Source organism: Streptomyces sp. Tu 3180 (assembly GCF_009852415.1).
Taxonomy (GTDB): domain Bacteria; phylum Actinomycetota; class Actinomycetes; order Streptomycetales; family Streptomycetaceae; genus Streptomyces.
This window is the reverse complement of sequence record NZ_WOXS01000002.1, coordinates 378,647-390,790: the sequence shown is the minus strand read 5'-3', so window position 1 is coordinate 390,790 and position 12,144 is coordinate 378,647. Positions and strand designations below refer to the sequence as shown.

11 protein-coding genes and 1 pseudogene are annotated in these 12,144 nt (G+C 73.4%); 8 read left to right on the top strand and 4 right to left on the bottom strand.

The window, feature by feature from the left end:
* Positions 1 to 449: 449 nt before the first annotated feature.
* On the bottom strand, positions 450 to 1,703 hold the full coding sequence (locus GL259_RS03105; protein WP_159528937.1) for a GNAT family N-acetyltransferase: 1,254 nt from the start codon (positions 1,701 to 1,703) through the stop codon (positions 450 to 452).
* Between the two features lie 268 nt (positions 1,704 to 1,971).
* Positions 1,972 to 2,673, bottom strand: a complete 702-nt coding sequence (locus tag GL259_RS03100; RefSeq protein ID WP_159528935.1) for a 2-phosphosulfolactate phosphatase — start codon at positions 2,671 to 2,673, stop codon at positions 1,972 to 1,974.
* A gap of 341 nt (positions 2,674 to 3,014) precedes the next feature.
* On the opposite strand from GL259_RS03100, the gene GL259_RS03095 reads away from it, so the two are divergent.
* The gene (locus GL259_RS03095) at positions 3,015 to 3,590 is read left to right on the top strand and encodes a hypothetical protein (protein ID WP_159528933.1); all 576 of its coding nucleotides are present in this window, start codon (positions 3,015 to 3,017) and stop codon (positions 3,588 to 3,590) included.
* Between the two features lie 140 nt (positions 3,591 to 3,730).
* Here GL259_RS03095 and GL259_RS03090 read toward each other — a convergent pair.
* A pseudogene (locus tag GL259_RS03090) lies at positions 3,731 to 4,614 on the bottom strand (helix-turn-helix transcriptional regulator).
* A 229-nt stretch (positions 4,615 to 4,843) separates the two neighbouring features.
* On the opposite strand from GL259_RS03090, the gene GL259_RS03085 reads away from it, so the two are divergent.
* On the top strand, positions 4,844 to 5,860 hold the full coding sequence (locus GL259_RS03085; protein WP_159528931.1) for a zinc-dependent alcohol dehydrogenase family protein: 1,017 nt from the start codon (positions 4,844 to 4,846) through the stop codon (positions 5,858 to 5,860).
* 26 nt (positions 5,861 to 5,886) lie between these two features.
* Positions 5,887 to 6,297 (top strand): cupin domain-containing protein, encoded by a 411-nt coding sequence (locus tag GL259_RS03080; protein ID WP_159528929.1) that lies wholly within the window; start codon positions 5,887 to 5,889, stop codon positions 6,295 to 6,297.
* Positions 6,298 to 6,588: 291 nt separating this feature from the next.
* Here GL259_RS03080 and GL259_RS03075 read toward each other — a convergent pair whose 3' ends face one another.
* A complete protein-coding gene (locus tag GL259_RS03075) occupies positions 6,589 to 7,788 on the bottom strand; it encodes a hypothetical protein (protein WP_159528927.1) in 1,200 nt (399 codons plus the stop codon).
* 137 nt (positions 7,789 to 7,925) lie between these two features.
* On the opposite strand from GL259_RS03075, the gene GL259_RS03070 reads away from it, so the two are divergent.
* The 5 genes from GL259_RS03070 (at position 7,926) to amiA (ending at position 12,116) form a co-directional block, all read left to right on the top strand.
* Positions 7,926 to 8,852 carry an ABC transporter substrate-binding protein gene (locus tag GL259_RS03070; protein ID WP_243762533.1) on the top strand — a complete coding sequence of 309 codons (927 nt, stop codon included), beginning with the start codon at positions 7,926 to 7,928 and terminating at the stop codon, positions 8,850 to 8,852.
* An 89-nt stretch (positions 8,853 to 8,941) separates the two neighbouring features.
* Positions 8,942 to 10,099 (top strand): iron ABC transporter permease, encoded by a 1,158-nt coding sequence (locus GL259_RS03065; RefSeq protein ID WP_159538318.1) that lies wholly within the window; start codon positions 8,942 to 8,944, stop codon positions 10,097 to 10,099.
* Positions 10,096 to 11,103, top strand: a complete 1,008-nt coding sequence (locus tag GL259_RS03060) for an iron ABC transporter permease (RefSeq protein WP_159528925.1) — start codon at positions 10,096 to 10,098, stop codon at positions 11,101 to 11,103. The genes GL259_RS03065 and GL259_RS03060 overlap by 4 nt, the downstream gene beginning before the upstream one ends.
* A 20-nt stretch (positions 11,104 to 11,123) precedes the next feature.
* The gene (locus GL259_RS03055) at positions 11,124 to 11,945 is read left to right on the top strand and encodes an ABC transporter ATP-binding protein (RefSeq protein ID WP_159528924.1); all 822 of its coding nucleotides are present in this window, start codon (positions 11,124 to 11,126) and stop codon (positions 11,943 to 11,945) included.
* 57 nt (positions 11,946 to 12,002) lie between these two features.
* Positions 12,003 to 12,116 carry a streptamidine family RiPP gene (amiA, locus tag GL259_RS38465; protein WP_243762225.1) on the top strand — a complete coding sequence of 38 codons (114 nt, stop codon included), beginning with the start codon at positions 12,003 to 12,005 and terminating at the stop codon, positions 12,114 to 12,116.
* The last annotated feature ends 28 nt before the right edge of the window (positions 12,117 to 12,144 follow it).

Genomic DNA, 12,144 nt, shown 5'->3' with positions numbered 1-12,144 from the left:
AGACCTTCACGTACCAGCGGGCCCCGCCCTCGCCGGCCAGCTCCCGCACCCGAGAGCGGTGCCAGTCGTGTGAGCCCGTACTCCGGCGGATGGACATGCCGAGCACGGCAGCCAAGCGGGCGCCGGCCCGGCCGGCCAGGGCGGAACGCAGCCGCTCGGTGCGCCGGCCAGGCCTGCGGGTGAGGCCGGGTATCTGCTCCACGGACGTCTGACGCGGGCACCCGGTAGGCCGGCACCGGAACCGCCGGCCCCGCAACTGGAGTACGACGCTTCGTCCGGCGCTCGGAACATCAGCGAGAAACCGCAGGCAGGATCTGTGAACCCGGCCGAGCAGACTCCGCGTCCCGGGGAGACGGCGCCAGCCGTCGTGCACTGCGCGTCGACGGCGGCACCCAGCTGATGAGGCTCTGCCGCGTCCAGCTGTTCAGCAGCGGCGTCCGAAGGACTGTTCAGTAGAGCGGGAAGGCCCAGCCGCCGGGGTACCAGGGTTCGCGTTCGCCGCGGAAGGCCGCCGAGGCCCGGGAGAGCGCACCGCGCCGCAGTTCCCCGACGAGGCCGGCGGCCGCGAGGGCGGCCAACGAGGTGCCGCCGAGGAAGACGGCGCCGAGTTCCGCCGCCGTCAGCCGTAGGTCGGCCGGGGCGGTCGTGGGCTCGCAGAGGACGTTCCCCGCTTCCGCCTGCAGCCGGTGGCGCCCGCCGTTCCACGGGCAGAAGTCGTCCCGCACATCCAGCACGAGGTCCAGCGGAAGGCTGTAACTCCGGCCGGCCAAGGCCCTGTCCACGTCGGCCAGCCGCAGCCACAGGCGGTCCACCGGCGCGGCCTGGACCGCCCGGGGTTCGACGAGCAGGTGGGGCAAGGGCTCGTCCACGGCACCCTCGTAGTCGATCCGGGTCACCAGGTCGATCCCGGCGAGGAAGCGCCACAGCGCCGCATACGCCCGGCGCGAGCACGCCGCCAGCTCCACCACTTCCACCGTCGCGGTACTGCCGCCGAGCCCGTCCGGCGCGGAGCCGTGCCGGTAGAGCGCGTAACCGGTGGCGCGTCCGTCGCGCTCCTGGTGCACGGCGAACCGGAGCGAGGTCGCGCCGCCGCGCCGGTGCGGATGGTCGGCGAGGCGCACCGCCCAGTGGGCCGTCTGCCGGTCGGGCCAGCCGACCGTAGTGGCGCGGACCCGGTCGTAGATCTCCTCGAGGAGGGGGCGGGCCTGGACGGCGTGGTGCAGCCGGACGGTTCCGTCACCGAAGTCGGTGTCCGGGCGAAAGCGCATGGCGCGCCGGTCGCAGCGCATCCGGTTGCCGACCGTCGCGGGGCCGTAGCCGTACCGTCCGTAGATGCCGGCCTCGGAGGGGCGGAGCGCGGCGACCGGCTCGCGCTGCTGCTCGTGCAGGTCGGTCAGCTGGGCGCGCATCATCGAGGTGAGGATGCCGCGGCGGCGGTGCGTCGGGGCCACGCCCACGGAGGCGATTCCCGCCACGGGCAGGACGCCCCCGGGCACGGTCAGCGTCCGGCTGTAGACGGAGGCCCCGGCGACCGGCTCGCCCTCGTCGAACACGGCCAGGGTGCGGGTGAGATCCGTCGCGGCTCGCTGATCGGCGAGCTCCTCCTCCGACCGGTCCAGGCCGTAGGTGTCGGCGATCATGCGTGCCCAGGGCACGAACTCCTGCTCGGCAACACAGCGAAGCTCGAACTGAGAAGTGGTCATCGGGTATGTGTACAGCACGTCTGACGGAGCTGATGACCCGGCCCGCCTGCAGCCGGCTCGCCGTCGGCGCCGCCTGAACTCCCGCACGGTTCGACTCGTCCCCGGCGCCCTTCGCCTCCGGCATCGATGAACATCTGCCGCCCGTCCTCACGGACGGAGCCAGCCGCCTGCCGCCACCCCGAACCACCGTCATCGGGACGTGCAGCCGATGCCCCGCACCCGGCCGGATGCCGGCTCCCGCACGGCGGGGGCCGGACCTCACCGGCGATCAGATCGGCGCCTCGTCGGTCAGCGAAGGCACGTCGCACGGACGGAGGACCATGAGCGAGTCCTCCGAGGTCGCCACCATGGCAAAGGGGAACCGGTCGAGCTCGAGACAGAGTGCGACGTCATCAGGATGGACTCCTTGACGCACGCCCTCCGCCAGTTCGGCGGCGGCGCGCGATTCGGCAGCGCGGCGGACGAACTCGGCAGCGTCCGTCCCGGCCTCGGTGGCCCTCCGCGCGATGTACTGGGCGCACGCCAGATCTTCATCGGCCTGCCCGTCCTCGCCAGTGACCACGAACGTGACACTGTCACTCTTGCGTGTTCGCAGGAGCCGAGCCGTTGCCTCCGCCACCACGAAGCCGGCGCACAGCACCAGCGACGCCTCCTTGACCGCGAGGGCGCCGACCGTTCCCGCCGTGGTCTTCTGCACGACGGTCCGTCCGCCGAGGTCGATGGACCGCAGCAGGCCCGGCGAGTTGACGGTGTCGAACCCGGGCGCGGGCGGACCGTCCTTGAGCGCCACCCAATCCTGGTGGCGAGCCTTGAGTGCCAGGGCTTCGTCCAGCGACTCAGCAAGAACGATCTTTTCCGCCCCCTGGGCAAAGGCCCAGGCAGCCACGGTGAAGGCACGCATGACGTCGACCACGACCGCCACGGGCGGGGCTTCGACCAGCTCAGGGACGCCAAGGAAACGAGAGTCCATTCCGGTCACGATCGCGCATGTCTGACCCGAAGCGCTCAGGGAGTGATGCGTATCACATCTGCGGTCCGGGGGTGTGACATCTCCGGCTGTCTGTGCCTGGGCCTGCTTGCGCGCGGCCGAACGGAAAGGGGGAGCGCGCCCCGGCTGCGGGCCGCTTCCGGCCGAGCCCGCACCGGACGCACCCGAGCCGCTGCTCGTGGCCGCCCACGGGGCGGGATGACGCACCGTCGGGCCGGTTCACCGCCCCGCCCGCACCGCTCCCGGCGGGGAAATGCTGAGCGGCCGGCGGGTGGGTATCCCATAGTGGACCGACATCCATCGACCGACGAGAACGGACGGCCGTGACGACCGCCTACAGCGAAACCCCCACCGAGCGCGTCCCCGGGCGGGCCTGGACCGTCCGGATCACCGGACACAGCGACCGCTCCGCCACCGTCTCCTGCTCCACCCCCGCCTGCCGGATGCCGCCCCGCTCCAAGGACCTCGCCTCCCTGCGCGCCTTCGCCGCCCGGCACGCCGCCGCCCACGCCAAGGCCGCCACCCTCCGCCCCCACGCCTGGTGCCACTGCGGCTCCCAGCGCTGCGCCGCCCACCCCGAGACCACGACGCACTGCGCGGGCGCCGTGCTGCTCGTCCTGCGCCACGACCCCACCGTCGGCCGCGTCTGGAACGTCGAAGAGGTCTGCGAGACCTGCGCCCCGCTGCTCCCGCACGCCACCGTCCTGGCCCGCGCCGCCCAACCCCGGCGCCACACCGCCCGGCCCGCTGCGCAGGCACCGGCCGACCGGCCCGGCATCCCGGGCGGCTTCTCCTCACCCACCGCGGGCCCCGCCGAGGCCGAGAGCCGGACCGCGCCCCCACGCCGGTCCCGCCGCGCCCCGCAGCGCACCCGCCGGCGCTCCGGCCAGGGCCGCTGAGCCGACGAGAACCCGTGATCACGCACCTGTGCCTCCACGATCACATGGTCATCCGCGGGCGGTGCGCTGATCACCCGAGGGCGCCATTCGTTTGGCGACGGGGTCGTCATGACGACCACGGGATGGTCGGCCGGGGCTCTTCAGCCGCTCGAGTGTGGTGCGAGGGCCTGGGGCGTTGCAGCCCATGAGGCGAGCAGGCGAAGTCCCTCTTCGGAGGGTGAGCCGGGTTCGGCGGTGTGGACGGTGAGGGTGAGACCGGGTTCGGCGGCCATCTCCAGGCCCTCGTAGGCGAGGGTGAGGTCGCCGACGGCCTGGTGGTGGAAGCGTTTGGTTCCAGTGCCGTGGTGGCGGACGTCGTGGGAGCCCCAGCGGGTGCGGAAGTCGTCGCTACGAGTGGACAGCTCGCCGACGAGGTCGTGCAGGTCCTTGTCGTGGGGGTTGCGGCCGGCCTCGGTGCGCAGGATGGCGACGGCGATGTCGGCCGCGAGGTCCCAGTCGGGGTAGAAGCGGCGGGAGGCGGGGCCGAGGAAGTTGAAGCGGGCCAGGTTCGCCTGGTTGCCGGGTGAGGCGTGGACGTCGGCGTAGAAGGCACGGGCGAGCCGGTTGGCGGCCAGGACGTCCATGCGGCCGTTGCGGACGAACGCGGGCCCGGCGGTGATGGCGTCCAGGGTCCACTGCAGGCTGCGGTGCGGCTTCCACTGATCCTTGGTACGCCGTCGGCGGGGCCGGCTGAGGGCGTCGGTACCGTCGGCGGCCTGGGCCAGATGGAGCAGGTGTGCGCGTTCGGCGTCATCGAGCCGGAGAGCGCGGGCGACGGCTTCGAGGACGGCCGGGGAGACGCCGGCGAGGCTGCCACGCTCCAGTTTGGCGTAGTACTCGACGCTGACGTCGGCGAGCGCCGCGACCTCGCTCCTGCGTAGGCCGGGGACGCGTCGGCGGGAGCCGGCGGGCAGTCCCGCTGCTCGGGGGTGATCTTCGCGCGCCGCGAGGTGAGGAACTCGCGGACCTCTTCCTGGTTGTCCACCCTCCGACCGTACGTCCGGCACGTCGCGGGAGGGACGTACTGCTGGTACACCCCTCACCAGTGACTCGCTGCGCGCGTGGAGTGCGGGTTACCTGGATGGCGTGGCGCTTCCTCGGCCGTTCCTTCGGCGGGAGGGAGCGCCACGGTCCCACGGTGTTCCCCCTTCCGGGAAGGCCGGCACGCGGGCCGTCCCCAGGCGGTCCGGCCCCTCGTACGTAAGGAAGACCCCATGCGCGGCACAGTGATCCACGCCCCTGGTGACGTCCGTTCCGAGACCCTGGACGACCCGAAGATCCTCCACCCCGCTGATGCCGTCATCCGGACGGCCATCACCTGTGTCTGCGGCTCGGACCTGTGGCCGTACCGTGGTGCGGAGCCGATCGGGGATCCGCACCCGATGGGTCACGAGTACGTCGGCTTCGTGGAGGAGGTCGGCTCCGGGGTCACCTCGCTCCGGCCGGGCCAGTTCGTCGTCGGCTCATTCGCCACCTCCGACAACACCTGCGCGAACTGCAGGAACGGCTTCCCGTCGAACTGCCTGAACCGCGAGTTCATGTCGACCTGCCAGGCCGAGTGCGTGCGCATCCCCAACGCCCGGGGCACCCTGGTCGCCACCGACGAGGTACCCGGCGAGGATTCCTGGCCCGGTCTTCTCACTGTCTCCGACGTCATGGGCACCGGCTGGTGGGCCGCTGACGCCGCCGAGGTCAAGCCCGGCTCGACCGCCGTGGTCATCGGCGACGGCGCGGTCGGCCTGTGCGGCGTGATAGCGGCCAAGGAGATGGGCGCGGAACGGATCATCGCCCTGTCACGCCACGAATCCCGCCAGAAGCTCGCGCGCGAGTTCGGCGCCACCGACATCGTCACCGAGCGCGGTGAGGAGGGCGTGGCCCGGATCAAGGAGATGACCGGCGGGATCGGCGCCGACAGCGTCCTGGAGTGCGTCGGCACCGCCCGGGCCATGAGCCAGGCCCTGCACTCCGCCCGCCCGGGCGGCAACGTCGGCTTCGTCGGAGTCCCTCACGACGTCACCGTCGACGGCCAGGAGCTGTTCTTCTCCCACGTCGGCCTGCGCGGCGGCCCCGCCCCCGTACGCCGCTACCTGCCCGACCTCGTCGACCGCGTCCTTGCGGGCCGGATCGACCCGGGCAAGGTCTTCGACCTCACCCTGCCCCTCGCTCAGGTCGCCGAGGGCTACAAGGCCATGGACGAGCGCCGCGCCGTCAAAACCCTCCTCAAGCCCTGATCCCCTCCACCCGAGAAGGAGCAGCCATGCGGATCACCCGCAGTTCGATCGACACCGTCAAGGGGCCGGCCGACTGGTTCACCGGCGACGTCTGCATCGACGCCGTCGCCGCCTCCCCCGCCCCTTCCCGGGTCACCGCCAACCTGGTGAGCTTCATGCCGGGCGCCCGCACCCACCGGCACCGGCACCCGCTGGGGCAGACCGTCTTCGTCACCGAAGGCGTCGGCCTGTGCCGGCGCCGCGGCGGCCCCGCCCAGGTCATCCGGCCCGGCGACCGCGTCCTGTTCGAAGCGGACGAGGAGCACTGGCACGGCGCCGCCCCGAACCGGCTCATGGTCCACCTGGCCGTCAACGAGGGTGACGACGGCCACGACGTCGTGCACTGGCTGAACCCCGTCACCGACGAGGAATACACCGCCGCCCCGGCCACCGCCTGACCCCGGGCGGCCCGCGCCCATGCCCGCATGACGACCCCACAGACCTTCTCCGTGCATTCCGCAGTCCATCGCCGTCTGGTACGCATCGCTTCGGCAACCGCCCTGCCGCCGGCCGTGACCGCCTGCTCCAGCGGCTCACGAGAAGCCGCCCCGTCCCGTTCGTCTTCCGTTTCGCCGAAGCGGGCGCCGCCGTCGCCCTCGCCGAGGTCCTTCGGTTCGTCGGGACCTGATGCCGGCGAGCGCCCGCCCCGGCCGCCCGGACGTCCGGACCGTGCCGGCCCGATCCCGTCGTCACCGGCCCACGGGATCACCGTCGGCGCCGTCGTCGCGGCTGCGCAGTGTCATGTGGCCGCCGTGGTGCAGCGGTGTGCCCGGCCGCAGACGGGCCGCCTCGTGCCCCGTCTCCCCGTCGAACAGGTGCACCTCACCGTGGCCGCCCCGGGTGACGGCGATCCAGTCGGAGCCCGGTGAGGCGGCCACCGCCCGGCGCTCGACACCCTCCCAGGGGGTGCCGCCGCGACGCGGAGCGCCGTCCATGGCCGGCAGGGGAATCCGGCGGACGGTGCCGTCGGTGCCCAGGAGGACCAGTTCGTCACCGTCGGGGTGGATACGGGTGAAGGCGGTGTGGCGCCGGGCGAGGGCCAGCCGGAAGACGAGCCCGGGGCCGAGTTCCGTGTGGAGCGTGCGGCCCGTCTCCAGGTCGTGGTGCCATGCCTGGTTGGTCCATTCCGGCCAGCGCAGCGGGTCCGGGTCGCCGCCGCGCAGCGTGCTCCACAGCGCCTGCCGGCGGGTGTCGAGCCGGAGGTACCAGCCCCGGGCGGGCGGCCCCCAGGGGATGACCGCCTCGGCGGCGAGTACGTCGCCCTTCCTCCGGGCCCGGTGCACTCCCTCGCCCGTGGCCGCGAACACGTGGCCCGTGACGGGTGCCTGCGCGTCCCCGTGTCCGTCGTCCGGCAGCGGCAGGACCGCGTGAGGCGTGACCGGAGGGCAGCCGGGCGGAGCCGCGAGGAGGTCGGCGAACCGGTGGACGGCCAGCTCACCGGGCTCCCGGTGCCGCAGCACGACGAGCGGATCACCGCCGCCCAGCACCGTCACGCCCGGTTCGCCGACGCGGGCGCGCACCCTCGCCGTGTCCCCGGTGGCCAGGTCGAGGACGGTCAGCAGGTCCGACCACGGTTCGGCGTTCTCGCCCAGGCCGGTGGTGACGGCCAGTCGGCGACCGGACGGGTCGCAGGCGATGTGCTCGGCCGGCACGGCGACCGGGACCGTGCGTTCCACGAGCCTCTCGGCGAACGGATCGAGGACCAGCAGCTCCCCTCGACGGTCGTCGACGCAGGCCGCCCGCCCGCCCGGCAGCGCCAGGAACCCGGCGTGCTCGGAGAGGTGACGGCCGGTGAGGCGACCCACGACGGTGCCGTCCGGCACGGTCAGCACGTGGACGGATCCGTCCACGTGGTCGGAGACGAGCAGAACGGGTGTGTCAGCGGGCATGGGTTCCTCCAGAAGCCGGTCTGGTGAAAACGATTATCATGTATCTTCGGTGCGTTCCCGGTACCTGAGAAAGAGCGAGGGCGTCCATGCTGCGCGCACCGTCGAGATTCGTCCGTAGTTGCATCACCGCAGCGGTGATGGGTTCCCTCCTGGCCGGCTGCGGTTCGTCGGCCGAGGAACCCGCGAGTGACAGGGCCAGGCCGACGGCGAAGACGGACGTCACCGTCGAACCCATCAAGGCGTCCACGGAGTTGACCGACACCAACGGCGTCAAGGTCTCCCTGAAGAAGGAACCCGAGCGGATCGTCTGCCTGTTCGCGCTCTGCGACGACATCCTGACCGAGCTGGGCATCGTCCCGACGGCCACCAACAGCGCGTTGCTCGCCCACCCGGACTTCCTGGGGGAGGAGAGGGCGAAGGAGGTCGACGTCATCCCCGGCGGATTCATCGCCCCGGAGGTGGAGGCGGTCCTCTCCCACAAGCCCGACCTCGTGATCGGCCTGGGGGACACGCACGGCAAGCTCGCCCCGGCGCTCGAGGGCGCCACGACGTTCTGGGCCATGCAGCCCGAGACGTGGGAGGACAGCGTCGGGTACCTGCGCGACCTCGCCGCGCTCACCGGGCGCACCGCCGAGGGCGAGAAGGCCGAGAGGGCCTTCTGGACCAAGCTCGCCGCCGCAGAGAAGGCTCCCAGCGACAAGACCGCTCTCGTCATCTACGGCAGCGACGAGAACTTCGGCGTCGCGACCCCGGAGACCGACGTGGCCGCCAGCCTCTTCCCCAGGATCGCTGACTACCCGTGGAAGTCCCGTGGTGTGGAAGGCAGTTACAGCCTCGAAGAGATCTTCGCCCAGGACGTCGACGTGCTGTTCGTCGAGACGCTGAGCTTCGGCGACGCGGACGGCAAGCTGTCGGAGAAGCTGGCCGAGAACCCCCTCTGGGGCAAGATCCCGGCGGTGAGGAACGGCGACGTCCACGAGGTGGACTCGGAGGTGTGGGCCAAGGGGCGCGGCACCCGCTCACTGGGCGTCGTCCTCGACGAGGCCACGGCCGCGCTGCGGTGAGGACGCCCCTCTCGGTGCCCGCCGCGGCGGGCGTACAGCGGGCGTCGCGCGGCGCGCGGAGGGGACAGCCGCTCCTGGTGGTCGTGCTGCTGGCCGTCTCCTCGGTCTGCGCGCTCAGCCTCGGTACCCCCCACGTCCCACCGCACCGGCTGGTCGCCGCGGTGCTGGACGGGGACACCACGCTCGCCGGGATCGTCGTCACCGAACTCCGTGTGCCCCGCCTGGTGCTGGCGCTCGTCGCCGGAGCCTGTCTGGGGGCGGCCGGACTGGTGCTCCAGGAGGCGCTGCGCAATCCCCTGGCGGTGCCGGAGATGCTGGGCGTGTCGTCCGGTGCCGCGCTGGGGGTGGCCGCGCCGCTGGTGCTGAGCCTGTCACTGCCCGCCGCCGTCCAGCCGATGCCGGCCATCGGCGGGGCCGCGCTCGGCGGCGGGCTCACGCTCCTGGCCGCCGGGCTCGGCCGCAGTCCGTCCGCGGTGCTGCTGACCGGCGCCGCGGTGGCGGCCGCGTTGCAGGCCGCGCTGCTGGTGCTGATGGTCATGGCCGACCAGCTGGACCTCCAGCTGATCTACCGCTATCTGCTCGGCTCCCTGTCCGCCCGGACCTGGGACGACGTGACGGGCCTGTGGCCGTGGCTGCTCGTCGCGGTCCCCGCGCTCGTGCTGTGCGCGCCGGTGCTGTCGGTGATGCGGCTGGGTGACCAGGACGCCGAGGCGCTGGGTGTGCGCGCCCGGCGCGCCCGGCTGGCGGCACTGGCCATCGCGGTGGTGCTGATCGCCCCGGTGACGGCCGTGTGCGGACCCGTGGCGTGGGTCGGCTTCCTCGCCCCGCACCTGGCCCGGTGGTTCAACCCGGCGGCGGGAGCGGTGCGTTGGCTTCCGTGGTCCGCCGCCTGGGGCACGGTCGTCGTGGCCGTCGCCGATGTCCCGGCCCGGCTGGCGCTGGCGCCCGTGGAGACACCGGTCGGCGCGTGGACGGCCCTGCTGGGCGTGCCGGCCGGGGTCGCGCTGATGCGCTCGGGCGGTCGCGGCCGGGCGCCCCGGCGTCGGTCGGCCTGGCGCCGGACGGCAGCCCCGGCCGCGGTGCGCGAGCCGCTGCCCGGACCGCGGAAGGCGGCTTCCGGTGCGGCGGACGCCGTCTCCGGCGCCCCGGCGCCGGACGGCGTCAGCGGAGACGAGCCCGGGCGCGGCGGGATCGGCGGTGGCTGCCCGCCGCCTTCCGGGGCGACCAGAACGGAGGACGCACGGTGACCCGGCGATTCACGGCTCTCGCGGCACTGGCCGTCGTGTGCGCCGGCGTGGAACTGGTGGCCGGGCGCGGCATGTCCCCGGGCGTGGCCTGGGACGTCCTGAACGGCGGCGGTGACCCGACGGAGCGCCACATCCTGTTCCAGCTGCGCCTGCCCAGGCTGCTGGTGGCTCTCTGCGCGGGCGCCTGCCTGGCCGTGGCGGGGCTGGTCCTGCAGTCCGCCCTGCGCAACCCCCTCGCCGGGCCGGAGGTGACGGGCGTGACCCCGGGAGCGGTGCTCGGCGCCGTCACCGCGACCGCCCTGGGGCTCGCCGGCTGGGACTCGCCCCTGGCCGTGGTCCTCGCCGCGTGCGCGGGCGGGTGCGCCGGAGCCGCGCTGCTGTGGCTGCTCGCCGGCCGCGGGCGCGGTGACCCGGCGCAGACCGCCGTGCAGGGGGTGCTGGTGTCGGCGGTGCTCGGCGGACTCACCGCCATGGTGCTCCTCGTGGAGCCGGGCGAGCTCGGCAGCGTCGTGCAGTGGCTGGTGGGCACCACGGAGGGCCGGGTGTGGCAGCACTGGCACCTGCTGTGGCCGTGGGCCCTCGCCTGGGGGGTCGCGGCCTGGCTGCTGGCCGGGCCGTTGACCCTGCTGCGCTGCGGGGACGACATCGCCCTGGCCGTCGGCCTCTCCGCTCGCCGGGCCCGGACCCTGGCCCTGCTGTGCGCGGTGGCGCTGACGGCGGGTGCGGTGGCCGCCGTGGGGGCGCTGGGCTTCGTGGGGCTGCTCGTCCCGCACCTGGCCGTGGCCGTCTTCGGCGCGGACCTGCGGGTGAGTCTGCCCGGTGCCGCCCTGCTGGGCGCGGTGGTGGTGTGCGGGGCGGACGCGGCGGCGCAGCTGTCCTCGCGGCTGCTGGCGGGGGCGCTGGACTCCGGACGGCTCACGCTGCCGGTCGGGGCGCTCACCGCCTGCCTCGGGGCCGCGTTGCTGCTGGTCGTCGTGCGCCGCACGCCGAGCCGTCCGTTCTGACGTCGAATCGAGGACAGAGCATGACCGAGTCCGTGGGGATCCACGTCGAGGGGGTCCACTTCGGCTACCCCGGGCGACCCGTGCTGCGGGGCGTCGACCTGACCGTCCGGCCGGGCGAACTGACCGCCCTCATCGGCCTGAACGGCTGCGGCAAGTCGACCTTGCTGCGGCTGGCCGCCGGGCTGCTGCAGCCGGACGAAGGGCGCGTCCGGCTCGGCGGGGACGACCTCGCCCGGCTGTCCCGGCGCGCCACGGCCCGGAGGGTGGCGCTGCTGCACCAGTCCGCGCCGGCCGTACCGGGCATGACGGTACGTCACCTCGTCCGCCAGGGGCGGTACGCGGCGCGCGGACCGCTGGGCATGCTGCGCGAGGGCGACGACCCCGTGGTGCACCGGGCGCTGCGGGACGTCGGGGTGGAGGGGTGGGCCGACCGTGACGTCGACGCGCTGTCCGGAGGCGAGCGGCAGCGGGTCCGGCTCGCGATGGCGCTCGCCCAGGACACGCGCGTCCTGCTGCTCGACGAGCCCACCACCTACCTGGATCTGCACCACCAGCTCGACGTGCTGCAGACGGTGGTCCGCCTGCGCGAGGAACGCGGGCTCACGGTGGTGATGGTGCTGCACGACCTGGCGCACGCGGCCCGGTTCGCCGAACGCGTCGTCGCCCTGCGCGACGGCCGTGTGGTGGCCGACGGGGCACCGGGCGAGGTGGTGACCCCGGGGTTGCTGGCGGACGTGCTGAAGGTGGCCGGGCGGGTCGGCCGGGACCCCGAGGGAGGCTGGCCGGTGTGTTATCCAGATCACCCCCTCCCAGATCTAGAATATGAAAATCAGATTCATTAGTGTGACGTCACGGCGCTCACTCGAACGCCGTAACTCCCGTACGAACAAGGAGAGTTCATGGACAACGAGCAGGTCTTCACGCCGATCGCCGACCAGGGCCAGCTGGCCCACGCCTCGGCCTCCCACTCCAACGCGCTCGTCGAGAACCCCTTCGACGACAACGAGGAGTAAGCGAGGGCCCACCCGCCCTCGACCGTGG

What these genes read in the sequence shown, in the direction of transcription:
- GL259_RS03080 (WP_159528929.1), top strand. Translation starts at nt 5,887, where the DNA reads ATGCGGATCACCCGCAGTTCGATCGACACCGTCAAGGGGCCGGCCGAC.
- GL259_RS03105 (WP_159528937.1), bottom strand. Translation starts at nt 1,703, where the DNA reads ATGACCACTTCTCAGTTCGAGCTTCGCTGTGTTGCCGAGCAGGAGTTC.
- amiA (WP_243762225.1), top strand. Translation starts at nt 12,003, where the DNA reads ATGGACAACGAGCAGGTCTTCACGCCGATCGCCGACCAGGGCCAGCTG.
- GL259_RS03075 (WP_159528927.1), bottom strand. Translation starts at nt 7,788, where the DNA reads ATGCCCGCTGACACACCCGTTCTGCTCGTCTCCGACCACGTGGACGGA.
- GL259_RS03085 (WP_159528931.1), top strand. Translation starts at nt 4,844, where the DNA reads ATGCGCGGCACAGTGATCCACGCCCCTGGTGACGTCCGTTCCGAGACC.
- GL259_RS03100 (WP_159528935.1), bottom strand. Translation starts at nt 2,673, where the DNA reads ATGGACTCTCGTTTCCTTGGCGTCCCTGAGCTGGTCGAAGCCCCGCCC.
- GL259_RS03055 (WP_159528924.1), top strand. Translation starts at nt 11,124, where the DNA reads ATGACCGAGTCCGTGGGGATCCACGTCGAGGGGGTCCACTTCGGCTAC.
- GL259_RS03070 (WP_243762533.1), top strand. Translation starts at nt 7,926, where the DNA reads ATGGGTTCCCTCCTGGCCGGCTGCGGTTCGTCGGCCGAGGAACCCGCG.